Origin of the sequence: Stenotrophomonas maltophilia (assembly GCF_025642255.1) — a bacterium.
Lineage (GTDB): Bacteria > Pseudomonadota > Gammaproteobacteria > Xanthomonadales > Xanthomonadaceae > Stenotrophomonas > Stenotrophomonas maltophilia_P.
The window spans coordinates 1,976,942-1,999,472 of sequence record NZ_CP106759.1 but is presented as its reverse complement, the minus strand read 5'-3'; the positions used below and the strand labels follow the sequence as shown (position 1 = coordinate 1,999,472).

Annotated in this window: 19 protein-coding genes; 4 read left to right on the top strand and 15 right to left on the bottom strand. The window is 67.0% G+C overall.

Translation table 11 applies throughout. The features are described from left to right. Window position 1: 1 nt before the first annotated feature. The 4 genes from N8888_RS09235 to N8888_RS09220 are packed head-to-tail and all read left to right on the top strand — an operon-like array spanning window position 2 to window position 2,943. On the top strand, window positions 2-550 hold the full coding sequence (locus N8888_RS09235; RefSeq protein ID WP_197599964.1) for a DUF2878 domain-containing protein: 549 nt from the start codon (window positions 2-4) through the stop codon (window positions 548-550). Next, window positions 547-1,332 (top strand): DUF1295 domain-containing protein, encoded by a 786-nt coding sequence (locus N8888_RS09230; RefSeq protein WP_263178262.1) that lies wholly within the window; start codon window positions 547-549, stop codon window positions 1,330-1,332. Before N8888_RS09235 ends, N8888_RS09230 begins: the two co-directional genes overlap by 4 nt. Then, window positions 1,329-2,402 carry an SAM-dependent methyltransferase gene (locus N8888_RS09225; RefSeq protein ID WP_065175693.1) on the top strand — a complete coding sequence of 358 codons (1,074 nt, stop codon included), beginning with the start codon at window positions 1,329-1,331 and terminating at the stop codon, window positions 2,400-2,402. Before N8888_RS09230 ends, N8888_RS09225 begins: the two co-directional genes overlap by 4 nt. A gap of 7 nt (window positions 2,403-2,409) precedes the next feature. Beyond that, a complete protein-coding gene (locus N8888_RS09220) occupies window positions 2,410-2,943 on the top strand; it encodes a lipocalin family protein (RefSeq protein ID WP_065175694.1) in 534 nt (177 codons plus the stop codon). Window positions 2,944-2,974: 31 nt separating this feature from the next. On the opposite strand, the gene N8888_RS09215 is transcribed toward N8888_RS09220, so the two are convergent. The 15 genes from N8888_RS09215 to N8888_RS09145 form a co-directional block, all read right to left on the bottom strand. Continuing rightward, complete coding sequence (locus N8888_RS09215) at window positions 2,975-3,880, bottom strand: hypothetical protein (protein WP_263178260.1); 906 nt, start codon at window positions 3,878-3,880, stop codon at window positions 2,975-2,977. Further along, entirely contained in the window at window positions 3,877-5,811 is a 1,935-nt protein-coding gene (locus N8888_RS09210) for a caspase family protein (protein ID WP_263178259.1), read from the bottom strand. Before N8888_RS09210 ends, N8888_RS09215 begins: the two co-directional genes overlap by 4 nt. Before the next feature lie 187 nt (window positions 5,812-5,998). Next, window positions 5,999-6,751 carry a SapC family protein gene (locus tag N8888_RS09205; RefSeq protein ID WP_111186989.1) on the bottom strand — a complete coding sequence of 251 codons (753 nt, stop codon included), beginning with the start codon at window positions 6,749-6,751 and terminating at the stop codon, window positions 5,999-6,001. A 110-nt stretch (window positions 6,752-6,861) separates the two neighbouring features. Beyond that, entirely contained in the window at window positions 6,862-7,134 is a 273-nt protein-coding gene (locus N8888_RS09200) for a hypothetical protein (protein WP_019659661.1), read from the bottom strand. Window positions 7,135-7,290: 156 nt separating this feature from the next. Beyond that, the gene (fusA, locus tag N8888_RS09195; protein WP_263178255.1) at window positions 7,291-9,327 is read right to left on the bottom strand and encodes an elongation factor G; all 2,037 of its coding nucleotides are present in this window, start codon (window positions 9,325-9,327) and stop codon (window positions 7,291-7,293) included. 370 nt (window positions 9,328-9,697) lie between these two features. After that, the gene (locus N8888_RS09190; protein ID WP_263178253.1) at window positions 9,698-10,459 is read right to left on the bottom strand and encodes a heme ABC transporter ATP-binding protein; all 762 of its coding nucleotides are present in this window, start codon (window positions 10,457-10,459) and stop codon (window positions 9,698-9,700) included. Next, window positions 10,456-11,499 carry a FecCD family ABC transporter permease gene (locus tag N8888_RS09185; protein ID WP_197599961.1) on the bottom strand — a complete coding sequence of 348 codons (1,044 nt, stop codon included), beginning with the start codon at window positions 11,497-11,499 and terminating at the stop codon, window positions 10,456-10,458. The genes N8888_RS09190 and N8888_RS09185 overlap by 4 nt, the downstream gene beginning before the upstream one ends. Next, window positions 11,496-12,548 (bottom strand): heme/hemin ABC transporter substrate-binding protein, encoded by a 1,053-nt coding sequence (locus N8888_RS09180; RefSeq protein ID WP_263178252.1) that lies wholly within the window; start codon window positions 12,546-12,548, stop codon window positions 11,496-11,498. Before N8888_RS09180 ends, N8888_RS09185 begins: the two co-directional genes overlap by 4 nt. 51 nt (window positions 12,549-12,599) lie before the next feature. Next, on the bottom strand, window positions 12,600-13,988 hold the full coding sequence (locus N8888_RS09175; protein WP_128988579.1) for a YncE family protein: 1,389 nt from the start codon (window positions 13,986-13,988) through the stop codon (window positions 12,600-12,602). A 122-nt stretch (window positions 13,989-14,110) separates the two neighbouring features. Beyond that, window positions 14,111-15,139 (bottom strand): alpha/beta hydrolase, encoded by a 1,029-nt coding sequence (locus N8888_RS09170; protein ID WP_065182201.1) that lies wholly within the window; start codon window positions 15,137-15,139, stop codon window positions 14,111-14,113. A gap of 200 nt (window positions 15,140-15,339) precedes the next feature. Then, window positions 15,340-15,729, bottom strand: coding sequence for a DUF805 domain-containing protein (locus N8888_RS09165; RefSeq protein ID WP_065182200.1), 390 nt, complete (start codon window positions 15,727-15,729; stop codon window positions 15,340-15,342). Window positions 15,730-15,810: 81 nt separating this feature from the next. Next, window positions 15,811-17,088, bottom strand: a complete 1,278-nt coding sequence (locus tag N8888_RS09160) for a replication-associated recombination protein A (protein ID WP_227255445.1) — start codon at window positions 17,086-17,088, stop codon at window positions 15,811-15,813. A 186-nt stretch (window positions 17,089-17,274) separates the two neighbouring features. Then, window positions 17,275-17,913, bottom strand: a complete 639-nt coding sequence (gene lolA, locus N8888_RS09155; RefSeq protein ID WP_065182198.1) for an outer membrane lipoprotein periplasmic chaperone LolA — start codon at window positions 17,911-17,913, stop codon at window positions 17,275-17,277. Window positions 17,914-18,024: 111 nt separating this feature from the next. Further along, the gene (locus N8888_RS09150; protein ID WP_263178248.1) at window positions 18,025-19,968 is read right to left on the bottom strand and encodes a DUF3857 domain-containing protein; all 1,944 of its coding nucleotides are present in this window, start codon (window positions 19,966-19,968) and stop codon (window positions 18,025-18,027) included. Between the two features lie 38 nt (window positions 19,969-20,006). Then, the gene (locus N8888_RS09145) at window positions 20,007-22,370 is read right to left on the bottom strand and encodes a DNA translocase FtsK (RefSeq protein ID WP_053517949.1); all 2,364 of its coding nucleotides are present in this window, start codon (window positions 22,368-22,370) and stop codon (window positions 20,007-20,009) included. Window positions 22,371-22,531: the final 161 nt, after the last annotated feature.

The following is a 22,531-nucleotide window of genomic DNA, read 5'->3' as shown; positions in this document are numbered from 1 at the left end:
CATGCGCCGCACCTGGCTCAATCTGCTCGGCAACCAGGCGGTCTGGCTGTGCGCGGTCGCTGGCGCCGGGCGCGGGCTGCAATGGCCAGCACTGCTGGCCGCCACACTGTTCGTGGCCAGCCAGCTCAGCACCAGTCCCCTGCCCCGGGTCGAGCTCCGCCTGCTGGTCCTGGCCCTGGCCTGTGCGTGGCTGGTCGATGGCGCCGCTGCCGCCGCGGGCGTGGTGCGTTATGCCGCTGCGCCCCTGGGCTGGGTGCCACCGCCCTGGATCCTCGCACTCTGGGCGTCCTTCGCGATGACGATCAATGCATCGATGGCCTTCCTGCAGCGGAACACGGCGCTCCCCGTGTGCTTTGGCCTGCTGCTTGCCCCGCTGGCGTACCTGTCCGCCAGCCGCGGCTTCGACGCCGTGCAGCTTTCGCCCCCGGCCTGGAAAGGCCTGCTGACGCTGGGTATCGGCTGGAGCATCGCCCTGCCACTGCTGTGTATCGCTGCGCGTCGCTGGTCGAGGCCCGCCATCCGCCCACCGTTTGCCGGAGCCCAACCATGAACGCCCTGCTCTGGGTTGCCCTGTATGCCCTGCTCATCATGATCTGGGGATGGGCTTGGCAGCGCCGCCACCGCAACATCGGCATCGTCGATGTGCTGTGGGCGAAGGGCGTCGCTGCGTCAGCGCTGATACTGGCCCTGCTCGGTGACGGCGCCGCGCTGCCGCGTGTGGCCCTTGCGGTGCTGGGCGGCCTGTGGGGCGGCCGACTCGCGCTGCACCTGTGGAGCCGCGTGCGGCGCGAGGCCGAGGACGGGCGTTACCGATACCTGCGAGATCACTGGCAGAGCCACCAGGGCAAGATCTTCGGCTTCTTCATCGCCCAGGCGCTGCTGATCGTGCTGTTCTCCCTGCCATTCGTGGCCGTCGCCAGCAACGACTCGCCCGCCGCGGCGGGCTGGGTTGCCGCCGCTGCCGTAGTCTGGCTGTTGAGCGTCGGCGGCGAGGCGCTGGCCGACCATCAGCTCGCACGGTTCCGCGCCGACCCGGCCAACAAGGGGCGCACCTGCCGCACCGGCCTCTGGCGGTACTCGCGGCACCCCAACTACTTCTTCGAATGGCTGCACTGGTTCACCTACGTCCTGCTCGCGGTCGGCTCGCCATTGGGCTGGCTTGCGTGGACAGGACCGGTGCTGATGTACCTGTTCCTGCGCTATCTCAGCGGCATTCCCTTCACCGAAAAGCAGGCGTTGCGCAGCCGTGGTGAGGACTACCGCGACTACCAGCGCAGCACGCCGATGTTCTTCCCGTGGTTCCCGCGTTCGTCCAAGGAGCACCTGCCATGACTGTCGCCACATCACTCGCAACGCCTGCCGATCCGGAAACCGGGCTGATCGCCTGGGCCGAGCGCGGCCTCATTCCGGATGTGGCCCTGCGCTCCGGTATCCGCCGGCTGTGCGCCCAACGCCTCCAGGAAGAGAGTGCCGGGGGCATCGAGGCGCAGTCCGCGCGCTTCAACCAGTGCCTTGAGCAGTTGGCCGGCAGCCCGGTCGCGCTTCATGTCGATGCCGCCAACCGGCAACACTATGAAGTCCCCGCCGCATTCTTCCAGGCCTGCCTGGGCAAGCGCCTGAAATACAGCAGCTGCTACTACCCGAGCGGTCGCGAGACCCTGGACGAAGCCGAAGTCGCCATGCTCGAGCTCTACGGCGAGCGTGCCAGCCTGGCTGACGGGCAGCACATCCTTGAACTGGGGTGTGGCTGGGGCTCGCTGACCCTGTGGATGGCCGAGCGCTTCCCGGGCGCGCGCATCACGGCGGTGTCCAATTCGCACAGCCAGCGCCAGCACATCCTTGAACAGTGCAGGCTCCGCGGGCTGGGCAATGTCGAGGTGATCACCTGCGATGTCAACCGGCTGGAGCTGCCCGCCGGCCGTTTCGACCGCTGCGTTTCGGTGGAGATGTTCGAGCACGTCCGCAACCATGCGCAGCTGATGTCACGCATCGCGCAGTGGCTGAAGCCCGACGGCGCGCTGTTCGTGCACATCTTCGCCCACCGCACCCTGATGTACCCCTTTGAAACCGAAGGCGGCGACAACTGGATGGGGCGGCACTTCTTCACGGGTGGGCTGATGCCCGCTGCCGACACTCTGCTGCACTTCCAGCAGGACCTGCGCCTGCAGCGGCGCTGGCTGCTGGATGGCACGCATTACCAGCGTACGGCTGACCACTGGCTGGCGAACCAGGATGCCGCGCGTGAACGCATCATGCCGATCCTGGAGGCAACCTATGGCAGGCCGGCGGCAAGGCAATGGTGGAACCGCTGGCGCATGTTCTGGATGGCCTGCGCCGAGTTGTTCGGCTACGACAACGGCCAGCAGTGGCTGGTTGCCCATTACCTGTTCCGGCCACGTTGAGGTCACCATGCGCCCCCTTCCGCTGCTCTCGTTCCTGGCGATCGCCCTGTTCGGCACCGGCTGCAGTTCAAGTGACCTGCGCCCCCTGCCGCGACCGCAGGCGGTCGACGTTCCCCGCTTCATGGGCGACTGGTACGTCATCGCCCATATCCCTTCCTGGCCGGAACGCGAAGCGTTTGACGCCATTGAAAGCTACGCGCCGCGGCCGGACGGCCGCATCCAGACCACCTTCACCTATCGCAAGGGCAGTTTCGACGCACCACAGCGATCGATGCACCCGATCGGCAGGGTCGAGAAGGAAGGCAACGGCGCCATCTGGGGCATGCAGTTCGTATGGCCCATTCAGGCCGAGTACGTCATTGCCTGGATCGATAGCGACTACCAGCAGACCATCGTGGCGCGTAGCAAGCGCGACTACGTGTGGTACATGGCGCGCACCCCGCAGGTCTCTGCGGAGGACTATGCGCAGGCGGTGAAACGCATCGCCGCGATGGGATATGACACCCGCGAGCTGCGGCGCGTTCCGCAGTCACTGCGCTAGTCCAACGACTCAGCGGAGGCTCCATCACCTGCTAGAGAGCCTTCCGCAGCTCCCGGAACACAGCTGGATGTGCCAGGTATCGAAGCACGTCGTGTGCATCCTCAACACCGTTGTCGACGTCCGCCATGTTGTGCACTTGGTCGCAGCCAAAGCTCTTGACGGTCAGTTCCGGGTGCAGGGCGACGAAGTCCTCCTCATCGGAAACGTTCAACCAATGCTTCACATTCGGAAGGCATCGAAGCGGCGGGCCAATTCCGACCTTGACCACATTCACCCCAAGCGGCGAACCGCAGGTCAGCAGGAGCCGGCAGCCGACCACGGAATGCAAGCGACGCAGAAGGTCATAGGCGATGACCGATCCGAGCGAATGCCCGATCACCACCACCTCTTCATCTGTCCGGAGTGAATCGAACAACTGTTCACGGACCTTTGCGTCGATGCGCGCCTTTAATCCGGGCTTCTGCAGGTACGCCGACGCCTGCCGCAGGAATTGACGCGCAACCGCCTTTCCCCGATCCGGCAGGATGCTCTCCAAAGCGCGTGCGATCGCTTTCAGCCACTTTTTGTGGACTCCTTTTGCCATGCGCTTTGCGGACAAAGGTTCATCGCCGGGATCAAGGGCCAGCGCAACCTGCGCATCGGAGATGCCATTGCCCCGCTGATATTCAATATAGAGTTCGGCGATCCGATCATCCACATAGTCCGAGTCCAGTGCATCCGGCCCCATCGGCGTGACTGCCGGCCCACTCTTGCCCCACGACTCGGTCTCCTCATGCAGCAGATCGCCGTAGAAGGCCGCGTGGAGGGTCACGTCGTCAGGAATGCTCATGCCCGCCGCCACCGCCCCCTTGCGCAAGGCATCGCCCCAGCTGCTGCGGATGATCTCCTCGGACTTTCCCTGGTTGTTGATTCCATGGATCAGCAGAATCTTGGTCACAGCAGAACCTCCGTTGGGACATCGATCAGCACGTCATCACCGCCACCCTGTCCCAGCTCGACAAAGCGATAGTTGAAGGCCTTGAGGAAGACGGGCACACCCTTGCCGAAAAGGCGGGGCGTAGCGCCGCCATGGATGTGTTCGGCGATGACCCGGATATCGCGTGGCACGTAGGAATCCGCTGAGCGCAGCAGGCTCCAGCCCGAGCGATGGGCAGGCAGCGCCCCCCAAAGCGGCACCCCTCTCAAGCCGCTGTAGCCGCGCCAGCCTATGTGCGGCGAAACAGCTTTGAATCCATCGCCATCGCGCTCTCCCTCCACCGCAGGCAGAGCCGCAAACGCGATTTTTCGTGAACCCTCCTGCACCCATTCGATCTTGTCGGCACACAGCAGGGCCAGATCGAATGGAAGAACGGGCTGCCCTGTTCCCGCGTCCAGCCCCCGTCGTGCCAGACGTTGCGCGAGCTGGATGACCCGATCACGCCGTCCCGAATACTCGTAGAGGTAGCCTGCCAGCACCGCCAGGTGCGGGAATGCCTCTCCATCCCTGGCAAAGGCCGCTGCCAATGCATCGGCGCGCGCCAGGGGGCGGCGCGCACGCCTCTCGCCCTGGCTCGACTCGTTCAGGCCGGGCTGCCATTCGTTGGTGTCGGGCCGGTAGAGAACGGCCTGCTTCGGCTCCTCTCCCAGGACTGCCGTAGCCACGCCCGGGTAGCTGGACAGCAGCAGGAAGTCGTCTCCTGCAGGCATAAGCATCGGCATGCCGTCAAACTGCGAGGTACGGATCGCGCGCATACCGGCGACGCGCAGGGTATCCACGCGACTGCTCGTCCCGACGGCCACGGATGCCGGCAGGTGATCGCAGAAAACAGCCAAAGGTTCATCATCCCGTGATCGATCCGCGAAGCCATCGCGCCGCCAGGACGGCCTCACACCCCGCTCCAACCCACTACGAGACGCAAGGGGCATCTGCAACGAAAACTGCATGTGCGCGACCATCATCTGCGAACGTCGCGCCGCGAGCTCGAGGGCATTCCTCGATGGAGGCTCCACTCCCGGGCGATTGTCCGCTGGAGGCCCGTAGCGACCTGCCGCAACGGGGAGAGCCGTCACTGGCGCGAGACCCTGCAGCCGCTTGTAGTCATTGTGAGGCGGCCGGATCTGCGTGTCGATTGTCGGGGAACATGCCTCGCCGAGCAGCTCGGCCCGGCGAGGTACTTCGAACTCCAGATAGTCTGCAAGCCGATGGTTGGTCACGACCGGCCTGAACTCGTGGTTGTCGTGCTCGACGGCTTCGGCGACATTGCCGGACAACGCATCGATCAGCACGTCTGAGAAAAGACAATAGGCAGGCGCTTCACCGGTAGCATCGATGTGGAAAGCCGCCTGGCCCTGTTGGCAGGACAGGAAACGGTCCACCTGCAGCGGGCGTGCAGTCCCCTTCTTGCTCACGATCGAGTCGCCGGTCAGCTTCAATGAGTCACTGCCGACCACGCGGCAGGCGTCACCGACCAGGCACAACTGACCCGCGCGCGCCTGCTGGTTGCTGCCGCCGATGTTGTACTCCGCCAGGCTGCGGCGCAGCGCTTCCACGTCGATCGCTTCCCGCCGGTCGTTGCCAGCATTGGTCAGCAGCCAGAACTCGTTGACATCCGAAGCAATCGCGCCGTGTCCGGCGAAATACACCACCAGGCGGTCGATGAAATTCGTGGCAAGAAACTGCCCGATCCGGCGCCGCAACAGGTCCACGGTGATGCCATCCTGCGCGATCTCCGGGCTCTCGTCATCGTCTCCCAGATAGAGAACGGTATAGCTCTCCTGCAACGCCCAATCCTGCAGGCGGCGCGCTGAATTCACCGTCCCCGGCAGGTCGCCGTACGCCCCCATGTAACGGGATACGGCGATGATGACCATTGCCTTGTTCATCCCCATGCACGTCATCTCCTGACCTGCCGACAGCCGCTTAGCCCCCCCCTTCACCCCTGGGGAGACTGCCCCTCCTTCCCAGCCTAGCACTCCAGCAACCAGCACCCCAAGCGCCCGATGTTGCTCGCGCCAGGTGCCACACAACCCGCACGGACCGGGCCCCGCTGCGCGGGAGCCCGGCCCTTCAGCCCGCTCAGGCTGCCAGGCGTTCGACCTGGCGACGGGTCAGGTCGTTGAAGCGGCCCAGCGACATCAGGTGCTGATGGATCAGGGCCAGCCAGCCGCTGCGGTGCCATTCGATCACGGTTTCCTCGGGCAGCGCGACGAACTTCTCGACGTCGACCACCTGGAAGCCGTTGAGGTTGAACTCCTGACCGTTCGGAGCGCGTACGGTCGCATTGCGCTCGACCAGCAGCCCCTTTTCGATGAGCGCCTTGGAGAAGGCCTGGGTCTGTTCGTGCTCGCGGGTGTACTGCCCGCAGAACTCCAGCGCCTGCTGCACCATGTCGGTGGCCTTGCCGTCGGCGAACAGCGCCTGGCCTTCCTCGCCTCCCTTGACCACGCGCGGGCTCGCTTCATCGATGCCGAGCAGGAAATCGTTGTCCGCGCCGGTGTCGATGAAGATGAAGGGGTGGCGACGCAGATAGGCCGGAATGTAGGCCTCGTCTTCCCACAGCCCGTCCTTGATGAACAGGTTCTCGTTGGTCACGCCGACGGCAGCCATCGGAACGGCGCCGGGGCCGGCGAACAGGATCGGGAAATGATGCAGTGCCAGCGAGAACTCGCCGAGCACCAGCGGAATGGCGTTGTTGCCGGCGGCGAAATCAAGCTTGCCCGGCAGGATGCGCAGGTCGGCGTGCACATCAGCCTGCAGCGGCACCGGACGGGTGTAGAACAGGGGGGTGCCGGCCTGCGCCGCTTCGGTGGTGGTGTCGCTGGTGGTCATCGTAGGAACCGTTTCATCATGCGCGCCTGCCATCCCGGGCGCGCCAGCGGGAACAACCTGAATCCCGCATTATCAACAAGCCGGGTGACGACCACCACCCCGGCACTGACTTATTTCAGCTGCAGCGGATAGCGCTGCCACAGGACGTGGACAAGGAAGCCCGCCAGTTCGGTGTCGCGCGCACTGACCGCGGCGCGGATCTTGTCCAGCAGGACCATGTCACTGCAGGAGCGCACATCGGCGTGGTTGGCCTGGCCCGACCTGCGTGCGCGGTAACGCGCGGCGCGCTGCGCATCGCTCATCGCGTACCCGAATTTGGGCGGACGACCGCGCTTGCGCGGCAGGGTCAGCTCCAGGGTTCCGGGGTCTTTGTCATCACGCATGAGTGGGGGCAGACAGCGGCAAGCAACGACGGGTGCGCAATTTATCGTGAGGCATCACTTTAATCCAGCTTTTTCTACACTTTTGTTGCACTGCAATGCGCCCTGCCGCCGCTCGCCGGCAGCAAGAGGGGCCCGCGAACGGGCCCCTTGCACACTTCAGGCAGCGCGTACCGGCTCGTAACCGTGCAGGTGCGATTCACTGCTGGCGCGCCCCTGGCTGAGCGAGCGCAACGCAGTGGTGTAGCCCACCAGCTGCGCCAGCGGTGCAAAGCCGCTCACTTCGGCACGGCCCTCCTGGTCCTCGATGCGCGCGACGCGACCGTGGCGACGGTTGAGGTCGCCGACCACGTCGCCCACCGACGCCGAGGGCGAATGCACCGTTACCGCCATCACCGGCTCCAGCACCTGCGTGCCGGCACTGGCCAGCGCGGCCCTGACGGCCTCACTGCCGGCCCGGTGGAACGCCATGTCCGAGGAATCCTTGGCATGGGTCTGGCCGTCCACCAGGGTCACTTCGATGCCCACGACCGGATGCCCATGCGGTCCTTCCGACAGCGCCGCACGCGCACCCTTCTCCACCGCTGCGATGAAACCACGGGGGATCACGCCTCCGACGATGCGATCGTTGAACACCACCTGGTCGTCCTCACGCGGCGCCACGTCCAGCACCACATGGGCGAACTGGCCCTGGCCACCGCTCTGCTTGACGACCCTGCCGACCACGCCGGAGACCGCGCGCAACGGCGTTTCCTGGTAGGCAACGCGCGGCGAACCGATGCCGACATCGACCTTCCATTCGCTGCGCAGGCGCTCGACCATCACCTCCAGGTGCAGTTCGCCCATGCCCCATACCAGCGTTTCGCCGCTCTCGCGATCGGTCTCCACGCGGAATGACGGATCCTCCTGGGCGAGGCTGGCCAGCCCCTGCGCCATGCGGATCAGGTCCGCTGCACGCGCAGGTTCCAGGCGCCACGCCAGCACCGGCGCCTGTGCCTGGATGCTCTCCAGGCGCAACGGCTGATCGCGTGCGCTCAGCGTTTCACCGCTGACTGCATCCTTCCAGCCCAGCACCGCGACGATGTCACCGGCCACGGCCTGCTCGATGTCATGGGTCTGGTCTGCCTGCACCCGCACCAGGCGGCTCACGCGCCGACCCTGCGGATGTTGCGAGCTGGCCACAGCGTCGCCTGCCTTCAGCGTTCCCGAATACAGCCTCACGAAGCTCAGCGCACCGTGCTGCTGATGGGTGATCTTGAACAACAGGCCCGCCAGCGGACCCTCCGGATCCGGCGGCAGCAGCACGTCGCCGGCCTCGCCTTCGGCAGTGACGGCAGGCCGATCCAACGGCGAAGGCAGGTAATCGACCACCGCATCCAGCAGCGCCTCGATGCCTTTGTCCTTGAACGCCGCACCCGCAAGCACCGGCACGCCCGCACCGGCCAGCGTCGCCCGCCGGAGTGCCGCGCGCAGCAGTTCCGCATCGATCACCCGGCCCTCCAGCCACGCATCGGCCAGACCCTCGTCATGGTCGGCCACGGCCTCCACCAGCGCGTCGCGCCGCGGTTGCCACTGGCTGCGTGCAGCGTCATCCCACGGCGTGATGGTCACCACGCCGCCGTCGCGCCACTGCAGCACGCGCTCATCCACCAGATCGACCCAGCCGCTGAAGTCGCTTTCGCTGCCCAGCGGCACACCCAGCGCCCACGGCCGCGCCTGCAGCTTGTCCCGCAGCTGCTCCAGCACGCGCTCGAACGAGGCGCCGACACGATCCATCTTGTTGACGAAGGCGATCAACGGCACCCGGTGCCGGCGCGCCTGGCGCCACACCGTTTCCGACTGCGGCTGCACGCCATCCACGGCAGAGAACACCGCAACGGCACCGTCGAGCACCCGCAGCGAACGCTCGACTTCAATGGCGAAATCGATGTGGCCCGGGGTGTCGATCAGGGTCAGCCGATGCGGCGGCAGATCGCGCGGCGCCCACTGCGCCTGCACGGCTGCTGCGCCGATGGTGATGCCACGCTCGCGCTCGATCGCCGAGAAATCGGTGGTGGCGTTGCCGTCATGGACCTCACCGACGCGGTGGATCTCGCCGCTCTTCCACAGCAGTCGTTCGGTGAGCGTGGTCTTGCCGGCGTCGATGTGGGCAATGATGCCGAGGTTGCGACGACGGGAAAGGATCTGGGTGTTCATGTGATGGGTTCCTGCAAGCCAACTTCGGGGGCCGCGCACCCCCGTTGGCGACAGGGTGCGCGGCTAGCGTTCGGTCTCGGCGATCTGGTGCATGGCACGTTCTCCTTGCGGTGCAGCGGGTGGATGAAAGGGACTGCGGAAACGAAAAGAGCGCCCCGGAGGGCGCTCTGTGGATGGTCCAACGGTGGCCGATTCAGCGGCCCCGTCGAGCTCCAGGCAGACACGCCCGTTCCGCGCTTGCGCGGGTCAGGGTGAAAAACTTCAGGAGCGGCATCCGGTTCATGGGGCCCATTCTAGACCTGCCAATCTGGCGCGCAAGTGCTGATTGCGCGCACCAGTGGAACGATGAGGATTCCTTTCGCCGCCCGGATCAGGTGACCACCACCAGCGGCACGCCCCGCTTCGGATGCTCCAGCACGACCACGTCCTGCTGATAGACCCGCTGCAGCGTGTCCACGGTCAACACCTGCGCGGGTGAGCCGTCGGCGGCCACCCTGCCCTGTTCCAGCAGCACGATGCGGTCGGCATGGCCGGCGGCCAGATTCAGGTCGTGCAGCACCACGATCACGCAGGCCCCGGCCTCGGCACAGGCACGCACGCTGCGCAGCGTACGCTCCTGGTGGCGCAGATCCAGCGCAGCGGTCGGCTCGTCGAGAAGCAGCAGCGGCGTATCCTGCGCCAGCACGCGCGCGAACGTGGTCCGGGCCGACTCGCCACCGGACAACTGCTGCACCTCGCGCAGGCGCAGCGCCTGCAGTTCGGTCGCGTCGATCGCGGCCTCCACCTGCGTGCCATCGCGTACGGGATCGGGCGGGTGTGGCAGGCGCCCCATCGCCACCACCTCCTCCACGCTGAAGGCGAAACGCACGCCGTGCTCCTGCGGCATCACCGCGCGCTCGCGCGCCAGTGGACCGGCCCTGTAGCCGGCCAGCGGCCTGCCAAGCAGGCTCACCTCACCCGCATCGGCATGCAGATCGCCCGCAGCCACTGCCAGCAGCGTCGATTTGCCAGCGCCATTGGGCCCGACCAGTGCAGTGACCGTCGCCGGCTCGAACGCCAGGTTGATGCCGTGCAGGATCTCGCGCTGCCCGCGTCGCACCACGACGTCGCGCAAATGAAGCAGGGCCGTCATGGTGCTGCCTTGCGGCGCTGCTGCAGCACCAGGCAGAGGAAGAACGGTGCACCCAGTGCAGCCGAGAACAGACCGAGTGGAATCTCCGCCGGCGGGTCGAGCGTGCGCGCGGCCGTATCGGCCACCACGATCAGCAGCGCCCCCAGCAGGCCGGAAAGGGGCAGCAACCAGCGGTGCCCCGGCCCCACCAGCATGCGCGCCACGTGTGGCACCACCAGGCCGACAAAGCTGATCGAACCGGCAAACGCGACGGCCGCACCCACCAGCAGGGCACTGAACGCCACCAGCCGGCGGCGGGTCCGTGCCACGTCCAGGCCCAGATGCTGGGCCTGGCGTTCCCCCAGCGCCAGCATGTCCAGTGGCGTTGCCAGGCGCTGCAGCGCGAACACGCCGATGGCGAACAACGGCACCACGGCGGCGACATCACTCCAGCTGGCGCGGGCCAGCGAACCCATCTGCCAGAACACCAGCGACTGCAGTTCGCTCTCGCTGGCGATGTAGGTCAGGAAACCGATCAGCGCCGAGCAGAACGCCGCCATGGCGATGCCGACCAGCAACAGCGTGGCATTGCCACTGCCCTTGCCCGGCCGGGCAAGGGCGTAGGTCAGGCCGATCGCCAGCGCACCGCCGGCAAACGCGGCCACCGGCACCAACCAGCCGGCCGCACCTGCAGCACCGAGCACGATGGCGGCGACCGCGCCCAGCGCGGCGCCCTGGCTGACGCCGACAATTCCCGGGTCCGCCAACGGATTGCCGAACAGGCCCTGCAGGCTGGCACCGGCCATCGCCAGCGATGCCCCCACCACCGCGCCCAACAGGGCGCGCGGGATGCGCAGCTGCCAGACCACCGCCAGGTCGCGGCTGCTCACCGCCTGCGGATCGAGCAGCCCCATCTTCACCGCCAGCGCCTGCAGCACCTCCAGCGGTGGCAAGCGCAGTGGCCCGACCGCAAACGAGGCCAGAATGGCGGCCAGCAGTGCCAGCATCGCCACCATCAACATCGTCCGCCCGCGACGACGGCGCCGGTCCGCCGGACTCATGCCTTCGGCAGCGCCGCCAGCGCCCGCGCCAGCGCCAGTGCGCCAGCCCCGGAACCTACGCTGGTGTACTTGAGCTGCACATCCGGCATCACCCAGACCCGGTTGGCCTGCCCGGCCGGTGTCTGCTTCAGCGTCGGGTACGACTTCCACAGGCCCTCGGCACCGCCGAACAGCTGCAGATCGTGCTCGGTCACCAGAATCACCTCCGGTGCCGCGGCGACCACGCCCTCATTGCTCAGCTGCGAGTAGTTCTTCACTCCCGCCTCGGTGCCGATGTTGACGCCGCCGGCCAGCGCGATCAGTTGCGCCGATGCGCTGTCGGTGCCCGCAACGGTCGGTGCGCCACCGGCACCGGTGGCCGACACATGGATCACACGCGGCGCATGGCCCAGGCCCCGGCCGATCGCTGCGGCCTCATCCAGCTGACGCTGCACCTGCGTGGCAAGCGTCTGCCCTGCTTCGGCCAGCCCGAGTGCGGCGGCGACCTTGCGCACCTTGTCCGGCGCCGGCTGCAGATCGTCGATGACCACCGCCGGCTCCCCCACCTCGCGCAGCTTCTTCGCCAGCTCGGTGTGGCGGCGCAGGCTGTTGCCCAGGAACAGCGAACCCCGCAGGCTCAGCACACCCTCCACACCCGTGGTGCGGTTGAACAGGAACTGGTGCGGCGCAGCCCGGCCAGCCTCGGTGGTGGTGTTGGTCGGGGCGGCAAATACCTGCTTGCCCAGCCCCAGCGCCTCGATCACCGCGATGACGTCGTCGCCACCGGCGACGATCCGGCGGGTGTCGGTCACCGCGATATCGGCGCCGTCATCGGAATGCACCTTGGCCGGCAGCACGGCCTTCTGGTCATGCACGGCCGGCATCTCGGCACCGGCCACGCGTTTCCAGCCTGCCGGCAACGCGGTGTCCGCGGCGGCCGCCATTGCCGCCGGCGGCGGTTCGGAAGGCTTCTTGGCATCGGAGGGAGCCGACGAGCCGCCACAGGCAGCCAGTGCCAGCGAAACAGCCAACGGAAGTGCGCACAGGCGCAGACGGGGCACGATGTTCATGGACGTTCTCCTTGCTGGCAGGGCGACGCGCGCGCCGCCCTGCCGTCTGACTTACTGCTTCGGGGTGATGCGGGTGATGCGGTCACCCTTCGGGTCTTCAGCGCCGCGCGACTTGTTCACCGCGAACACGTTGCCCTTGCCATCGGCACGGACGTGGTTCGGCAAAGTGCCGCCGTCGAGGTTGGCGACCACCTTGCCCTCGCGGTCGACCACGGTCACGGTGCCTGCGCCACGGTTGCTGACATAGGCCAGGCCGGATGCATCATCGAAGGCGACGTTCAGCGCACCCGCGCCCACCGGCACATCGTGCAGCACCTTGCCGGCTGCGACGTCGACGATCAGCAGGTTGTCGGTGCCCTGCGACGCCACGTACAACCGGTTGCGCGCCGCGTCGAACGCCACGCCCGACGCGCTGATCGAGTTGCCCAGATCGATCACCTTCTCGACCTCACCGCTGGCCACGTCGATCACCGCCGCCTCCGGCGTGCCGATGCTGACGGTGAACAGCTTGCCGCCCTTCTCGTCCAGCACCAGGCTCATCGGCGTGAACTTGCCGTCATCCACGCCCGATTCAAGCGTCACCGCGGGCAGCTCCTTGAACGTCTTCGCATCGAATACCGACAGGTGATCCTCACCGGTGGCCGAGGCAAACACCTTGCCGCGGGTACCATCGATCACCACGTCGCGCGCATGCGGCACCGCATCGACCGGGAACTGGTGCACCAGCGACAGATCCTTCTGGCGATAGACGGCCACGCTGTTCTGACGGGTATTGGTCACCCACACGTTGCCGTTGGCATCATCCACGCCCACGCCGTACACCGCATAGACCGCGCCGTTGGTACTGCCCGGCACCTGCGCCGGCGTGATCGCCTTGCTGACCTTCAGCGACGCCGGGTCGATCTTCAGCAGCTGCGACTGGGTCACCGGCGGCCGGCCGACCGCGGAGGTCACGAACAGCGCATTGCTGGCGGCGCTGTAGGCGGACTGGTACAGGCCCGGCACCAGCTTGTTGGACTGGGTGGTGAACTGCGCCTGGCCCGACAGCGGCAGCTGCGGCGAGACGCGCAGCTTCAGCACCGTCGCGGCGGCCGGCTGGCTCGCCCGCACCACGACCGGATGGGTGCCCGGCACGGCATCGGCGGGAATGGCCAGCTGGGTCTTGAAGTTGCCATCGGCATCAACCACCACCGGCTGGGCGTTCAACACGCTGTCGCCGCGCAGCAGGCTGACCTTCTGGCCCGGCACGAAGCCGCGACCGACCACATCGGCGGTGCTGCCCGGCACCACATTGTCGCCGCGCGAGACCACCTGGCCCTTGAACGTGGCGTTGGCCGGTTGATCGAATACCGGCTGCGCGGTGGCCGCGACGGCCAGCAGCAGGCCGGTGGCCAGAGTGGTGAAGCGAAGCGAAGGACGAAGGGAGGAACGGAACGACATGACAGGCTCCTTGCACACGTAGGCCGCGCCACGTGGCGCGGGATTCATCGGTTGCCTGGGCCGCTGCACGCGGGCAGCCTCGCCTGGGTAGTGGGGTCGCACGGCACGCCGCGCGAAGGGATTCATTCGCTGGACGGCCCATCCGTTGCACTGGCGCCATCGCCTGCACTGCGATCGGTCACCCCGTACAGCTCATGCAGCGCCGCGTGGAAGGACGCCGGCAGCATCGGGCCATGGCCCAGGCCAGGAAACTCGCGGTACTGCACGCTCAGCCCCGGCACCCGGCGCAGCCGCTCGGACAACTGCATCGCCGCGTCAGGCGTGGCGCCGCCGATGCGGCGCAGGTGCGCGACCACCCGCGGGTTGTTCAGGTCACGCTTGCCGCGGTCGCCGACGCGCTCGGCGCCTCCCAGCATCAACCAGACCCTGGCCGGCTGCCCGTGCACGTTCTGCACGAACTGCTGTTCGGGATCGCCCAGCGCCGCGCCCTGCGCCCACCACAGTGACGGACTGGCGGCGAGATAGGCCTGGAACGCGGCCGGCCGGGTGTACAGCGCGTTGAGCACGAACAGGCCACCGAGCGAGTGCCCCCACAGCGCCTGCTGCCCGGTGTCGACGCGGGCGCGACGCTCCACCTCGGGCTTGATGCGGCGTTCGATCACATCAAGGAACGCCGCAGCGCCCCCGCCGACCGCCTGGGTTGCGCCGCTCTCATCGTCGGCGCGGTCGATCCATGCCGTGTAGTCACGGGTCCGCGCCTTCGAGTCGATGCGCAGATCATTGTCGTAGCCGATCAGCACCAGCACCGGAGGCGCCTTGAGTGCTGCAAGTTCAGCCAGCAGCGGCTGGTCGAGCACCATCGCCACCGCATTGCCGTCCAGCGCGTACAGCACCGGCGAAGGTGCACTGGAGGCGCGGACCGGAATCGCCAGATTCACCCGCCAGCGGCGCTGCGTGTCGGCACTGTCGATCACGAAATGCTCGAAGCGATAGCTGGCGGCCGGCTCATCCAGCACGGTGTGGCCGATCTTCTGCAGCGGATTGCGCTGCTGCGCGTACGCATACGGGGTAGCCAGGAGCAGACCCATCATCAGGACGGCAAGGCCGCGGGCCAGCGGACCACGGTGCGGAGGCAGGACGAAATGCTTCATCGGCGGGCGACGTCAGCGGCCTGGGCCGCTGTTTCACAAGGGACCGCAGTCTACCTTAAACGCGAATGATTATCACAACGATCAAACGTCACACTGTGTATCACGCGCGCGATACCGCGGCGTCATGGGACGCATCATCATTGTTCCCGCCAAGGCGGGAAGGCCGATCCAGGACCGGGCGCTGCCCGGCGGGTGCCGCGTCAAGGGCCCGCAGGCACGGGGCCGTACGGGTTTTCCTGCGGCGTGCCGGGCAGCAGAGCGAACACCAGGATCACCAGGCCGCCCATCGGCACCAATGCCAGAAGATAGAGCCAGCCGGACTGGTTGCAGTCATGCAGACGGCGCACGGTGACGGCGATCAGCGGCACGATCGTCGCCAGCCACATCAGGCCCAGCAGCACCATCGTGCCGATCAGGATGGCGCTCAGTGCATCCGGACTGGAGCGCATGAGGATCGCCAGCACGCCGGCCAGCAGCGACACCGCCGTGGCCACCAGAAACAGGAACAGCTGGAACATCCAGTATTCGCGGCGATTGGCCCGACCCTCGAACTGGGCGTAGCGCTTCAACGCCAGAGTCATGTCCTGCATGAACGTCATCCTTGAGAAGTGAACCGGGGATTCTCTCGAATCAGCGTGGACCCGACAATCGGATTGGTTGCATAACGGCGATCAACGCCGCTTCGCCGCCCGCGCCGCCTCGCGCTCGGCGCGCAACCGGTCGAGCTTTTCCTTCAGCTTGATCTCCAGTCCGCGCGGCACCGGGTTGTAGTACACGCGCTCGCCCATCGCATCGGGGAAGCCGGTCTGATCCAGGGCGATCCCGCCTTCCGCATCGTGGTCATACTGGTACTCGGCACCGTAGCCCAGTTCCTTCATCAGCTTGGTCGGCGCGTTGCGCAGGTGCAGCGGCACCTCTTCGGTACCGCTCTGGCGCACGTCGGCCTTGGCCTGGTTGAACGCCGCGTAGCCTGCATTCGACTTGGCGGTGCTGGCCAGGTACAGCACCAGCTGGGCGAACGCGAGCTCGCCTTCGGGGCTGCCCAGCCGTTCGTAGATGTCCCACGCTTCCAGCGCCATGCTCTGTGCTCGCGGATCGGCCAGGCCGATGTCCTCGATCGCCATGCGGGTCAGCCGGCGCGCCAGGTACGACGGATCACAGCCGCCGTCGAGCATGCGGGTCAGCCAGTACAGCGCCGCATCGGGATTGGAACTGCGCACCGACTTGTGCAACGCCGAGATCTGGTCGTAGAACTGCTCGCCACCCTTGTCGAAACGGCGGGTACGGTCGGCCAGCACCTGGGTGAGCGTCTGCGGGGTGATGTGCCCGCCCTCGCCCCCCGCCAGTTCGGCAGCGATTTCCAGCAGGGTCAATGCGCGGCGCACGTCGCCATCGGCAGCGGTGGCGATCTCCAGCAGCAGCTCGGGCGCAACCTCGATGGACTCCTGGCCCAGGCCGCGCTCGCGATCGCCCAGCGCCCGCTGCAGTGCCTCGACGATGTCGGTGGGCGAGACCGCCTCCAGCACGTGCACACGGCAGCGTGACAGCAACGCCGAGTTCAACTCGAAGGACGGGTTCTCGGTCGTGGCACCCACGAACAGGATGGTGCCGCGCTCGATATGCGGCAGGAACGCGTCCTGCTGCGCCTTGTTGAAGCGATGCACCTCATCGACGAACAGCACGGTACGCCGGCCTTCGGCGAAACGCTGCGCCGCTTCTGCCAGGACCTGGCGCACCTCCGGCAGGCCGGACAGCACGGCGGAGATGGCGCGGAACTCGGCATCGGAATACTCGGCCAGCAGCAGCGACAACGTGGTCTTGCCACAGCCCGGCGGGCCCCACAGGATCATCGAATGCACCCGACCGGACTCGACCGCCCGGCGCAGTGCGCTGTCCGGAGCGAGCAGGCGCTTCTGCCCGACCATTTCATCGAGCGTCTGCGGACGCATGCGCTCGGCGAGCGGGCGCAGATGATCCCGATCGACACTCAGCAGATCGGGGCCGGGGAAGGAAGTGGAGCGTTGTCTTGGCACCCGCTTATTGTACCGCGCCCCCCGTCGGTCGCGCCGGGCCATGCCCGGCGGATCGGCGAAATGCGCACATCGGTAGCGCCGGGCCATGCCCGGCGTCACCCATCAGTTGCCGATGACGTCGGTGCCGGCCGGCGGGCTGAAGCGGAAGGTCGAGGCCGCGAAGGTCGGGTTGCGCTTCCAGCCGCTGAAATTGATCACGGTGCGCTGGCCGACCGCGTCGGTGATCTCCATCCTCGCCAGCCCCTGGGCGTTGAAGCCTAGTGCGGCGTACTGGAAGCTGGCCTCGGTATCGCGCTTCGGCGACAGCGACAGCCACTGCAGGCCATCCCGTTGTGCCGCCTCCTCGCTGAGGTCGTACTGCTGCTCCAGCAGCGCCGGGTTGATCAGCGCGGTCAATGGGCTGTTCTGCTCTTCCTTGCCCTGCTCGCGCACGGTGGCCTGCTCCAGGTCCGGCTCGTACATCCAGACCTTCTTGCCGTCGGCCACGATCAGCTGTTCGTGCGGCCGCACGTACTCCCAGCGGAACAGGCGCGGGGCAGAGAGTGCCACGCGGCCACTGGTCGACTCCTTGACCTTGCCGCGGCTGTCGAACACCTGCTGGCTGAACTGGCCATCCAGGCCCTTCAGGCCGCTGGTGAAGTTCTTCAGGTCATCGCGGGCACCCGCCCACGCGCTGCCCGCGGCGGCGCAGGCCATGGCGAGAGTGCTGGCGGCAAGAATACGGCGGAGGCGGACGTTCATGCGGGAATCCTGTGGGCGCGGGCGCAAGGAAAGGTGGATGCCAGTGTGCCCGGGCAAAGATGAATGGGCGATCAGGGCGACATTATGCCGCCCCACACGTCCACCGGCGATTCAGTTGGCAGGTGCAGGCAGCCTTCCATACAGAACCTGTCCGCGGAAGCCGCGGCGCACTTCGCGATACAGCGCGCGGAACGCGGTGTAGTCCTGGGGCTGGCACAGTGCCTCCGGTCCACGCACGGCATTCTGCTGCAGGCGATGGTGGACGATCACCTCCTGGCCCTGCCGGCTCCAGTCCACCCGGTACTCGCCCGCGGCATTGGCAAAACGCTGGCTGGCCGGAACGGCGATGATCGGCGCGTTGGCCGGGAACTGCAGGCGATAGGTTTCTTCACGCAGGCTCGCGTTGCAGTAGAACGGCGTCTCGTTGGCCGGTGCAGACGCGGTAGCGTACAGCCCGCGCACCGACTCGCCGCCTGGCGGATCCGGCACCGCCATGCCCCCGGCCACGCTGAAGTCCACGTAGTCTTCCGCCTGGAAGGCCATGCGGTAGCCGAACGGCCGGGTCAGATCGACCGGGACGCCCTGCAGCTGCAGCTGGCCGCGGCCATCAAAACCGGACGCCGCCATGATCGACTCCTCGGCGCGCGCCCGATTCTGCGCGTTGAGCTGGGCGAACTGTGCGCGCATGCCGATCTCCGCATTCTCGCCCAGCTGCGGAATCGTCTCGCCACGCAGATTGCCGTTGGCATCGAACGTGAAGCGCACCTCCATCGAGGTTGCGTTGCGCTGCGGACCATTGGCCGGCGTGCGTGCCAGGCTCGCGTCGGCCGTGCGCATCACCGGCGCGCCCAGGTCGCCCTCGGGCAACTGGCCGAAGCGCGCCCAGGCGGTGGTCGAATCCAGGTACAGATCGAACTCGGGAATGTAGGTGATGGCGTGGTTGAAGCGCCCCAGCACCGGAATCTTCGGCAGCGTCGGCCCGCCACCGGCGCCGATCAGCACCGGCGAACTGGCAATTCCCTTGGCGGCCAGCAGGGCTTCCAGCAGGGTCACATGGTCCTTGCAGTCCCCATAGTGGTTGTCGAGGATGCTCTGCGCGCTGTTGGGCTCCAGCCCGCCATTGCCCAGGTACACCGCGACGTAGCGGATGTTCTGAGCGACCCAGCGGTACAGCGCATCGGCCTGCGAGCGACGGTCGCCGATGCCTGCGGTGACCTGGTCGGCCAGCGCCTGGATCTCCGCCGTGACCTGCGCGGCGGGACCGGCCTTGAGCTGGTACGCCCGGCCCATCTGCGCCCAGTCACGATAGGTGCTGGCCATGATGTTCGGGCCGAACTCCCAGCCGGCGGCCGACCAGTTCTGCGCCTGCATCGCCTCGCGGCGCTGGTAGCGCCAGCGCCACTGCGCCTGGCCGTTCCTCAGCACCGGGCGATCGCTGCCCTGCACGCCGCGGCTGTCCACGAACATCGGCAGGTTGGCCGGTGCGCTCAGCGTCACCTCGGCATCCTCGTATTCGGTGAACACATTGAAGGTCTCCCACAGGCCGAAGTAGCCCGGGAAGTACGGCGTGGCCTGGGTGCGGCGCACCTGGTAATACAGGCGCGTGCCCGGCGCCAGGTTCGGGAACACGATCACCCGCACCTTGCGGTCGGCGTACATCGCTGCCGAGGCGCTGGAATAGCTTTCCTGGGTGTAGATGCGATCTGCCGGAACGTCACGGCGCTGGCCATCGGCGGTGATGGTGTAGGCGTCGAGCACCTCCAGCGTCTCCATCTTCTCGCTGTAGCTCAGCCGCACCTGGCTGAACTGCTCGACCGAGGCCTTGGTCTTGAGCAGGACCTCGTAGGTCTCGGTCTGCACATTGCCTGCGTCGGGCCGCACCTGGTAGTCGGCGCGATAGCGGACGATGCTGAAGTTGTTGCTGGCTTCGGTATCGCCGCTGGTGGAAGGCGGCGCCGTAGCGGGCGCGGGGGTGGCGGTCTCCGCCAGGGCCGGGCTGGCGGCCATCAGGCCAGCCAGCGCCAGCGCCAGCGCGCGTGGTACGGGATGAAGCATTCGTCGGATCCTTGGACGTCGTGGGGGTACGTCGGGCCTTACTTCGGCGGCGGCGGTGCCAGCACCGTCCGGTCGCCATTGTGCTCGGGCGCACTGACAACGCCGGCCGCTTCCATGGCCTCGATCAGTCGCGCCGCACGGTTGTAGCCAATCTTCAGCCGGCGCTGCACGCCGGAAATCGACGCGCGGCGGGTCTCCGTGACCACCCTCAGTGCCTCGTCATACAGCGGATCCGACTCGTCGCCGCCGGCACTGGTTTCCGGCAGGCCGGTGGCACCCACCACCACGCCGTCCCCCAGGGTCTGAACCTCGTCCAGCACGCCCTCGATGTAATCGGCCGGACCCATCGCCTTGAGATGCTCGACCACGCGATGCACTTCATCGTCGGAGACGAACGCGCCGTGCACACGCTCGGGCATGGCGGTGCCCGGAGGCAGGTACAGCATGTCGCCGTGACCCAGCAGCGTCTCCGCGCCGGACTGGTCGAGAATGGTGCGCGAGTCGATCTTCGAGCTCACCTGGAACGCGATGCGGGTGGGAATGTTGGCCTTGATCAAGCCGGTGATCACATCCACCGACGGACGCTGGGTGGCCAGGATCAGGTGGATGCCGGCTGCACGTGCCTTCTGTGCCAGACGTGCGATCAGTTCTTCGACCTTCTTGCCGACGATCATCATCATGTCGGCGAATTCGTCGATGAAGATGACGATGAACGGCAGCGTCTCCAGCGGGCGCGGCGCCTCGCCCAGCTCCGGGTTCGGCTTGAACAACGGGTCCATCAGCGGCTGGCCGGCGTCCTCGGCGTCCTTCACCTTCTTGTTGAAGCCAGCCAGGTTGCGCACGCCCACCGCGCTCATCAGCTTGTAGCGGCGCTCCATCTCCGCCACGCACCAGCGCAGGCCGTTGGCGGCCTCCTTCATGTCGGTGACCACAGGCGCGAGCAGATGCGGGATGCCCTGGTAGACGCTCAGTTCGAGCATCTTCGGGTCGATCATCAGCATCCGCAGATCTTTCGGCGAGCCCTTGTACAGCAGGCTCAGTACCATCGCATTGACGGCCACGGACTTGCCCGAGCCGGTGGTACCGGCCACCAGCAGGTGTGGCATGCGCGCCAGATCGGCCACGGTGGGGCGGCCGGCGATGTCCTTGCCCAGCGCCAGGGTCAGCACGCTGGAGGCCTTGTCGTACTCCTTCGAGCGCAGCAGCTCGGACAGGAAGATCATCTCGCGGGTGACGTTGGGAATCTCCAGGCCGATCACCGACTTGCCGGGAATCACATCGACCACGCGCACCGACTTGACCGACAGGCCGCGGGCGATGTCCTTGTCCAGCGAGCTGATCTGGCTGACCTTGATGCCCGGCGCCGGCTCGATCTCGAAGCGGGTGATGACCGGGCCCGGATAGGCGCCGACCACCTGCGCATCGATGCGGAAATCCTTCAGTTTGAACTCGATCTGCCGCGACAGGGTCTCCAGCGTCTCCTCGTCGTAGCCCTTGGGCTGCGGCTTGGGATCATCCAGCAGGGCCAGCGGCGGCAGGTCCGAACCATCGCCGTTGACGCCGCGGAACATCGGTATCTGGTTGTCACGCTTGGCCCGGTCGCTCTTCTCGATCACCGGTTCCGGGCGCGGTTCAATCTTCACCGGCTCGCGCTTGGCGCGCACCTCGGCGTCCGCCTTGCGGACTTCCTGGCGCTCCTCGCGCAGGGCACGGGTCTGCTTCCACTCGGTCGCCTGTTCCTTCTTGCGCTCCAGCAGCGGCGCCAGCGACATCACCCCACGGCCGATCTTCTCCATCACCGTGAACCACGACAGGCCGGTGGCCAGGGTGATCGAGGCCAGCAGCAGCACCAGCACGAACAGGTTCGCGCCCAGCGCTCCGAACCCGACGGTCAGCGAGTTGCCCACCAGCTTGCCAAGGATGCCGCCCGCACTGGACACATCACCATTGAACAGGCGCACATGCAGGAAGCCGGTGCCGGCGATCAGGAAGCCGACCAGACCGACCAGGCGCAGGGCCGGATCGAGGTCGTTCTCGCCCTTGCTTTCCCGCTTGAGGCCGAACATGGCGATCCAGGCCAGTGCGCCGAGCACCACCGGCAGCAGGAACGCGATGTAGCCGAACAACTGCAGCAGCACGTCGGCGATCCAGGCACCGGCGCGGCCGCCCATGTTGTGCACCGGCGCGACCACGCTGCCGGTATGCGACCAGCCGGGGTCCGACGCCGAGTAGGTGAACAGACTTGCCGCCAGGTACAGCAGGGCCGGCGCGATCGCGATCAGGCCCAGGTCGCGCCAGAGGCGCTGGCGGCGGGGGTTGTCGGTCGTCGCCGCCGCCGCGGCCGTGCGACGTGACGCCTTGCTGTCGTCGGACTTGGAGCGTTCGGGGACCTGCTTCGCCACCTTAGACCATACCTTTGGAATGCGCTGTTAGTGATTGATAATAAATGAGACGGCGTCAGTTTTCAGTTATGCGACGCTGCGAGGCGCCCTCCGGGGCCGGAAACCGTCGATGGGCGACGGCGTTCTGTTCATCGGCTTGAATCGCCCTGCCCCAGCCGCCA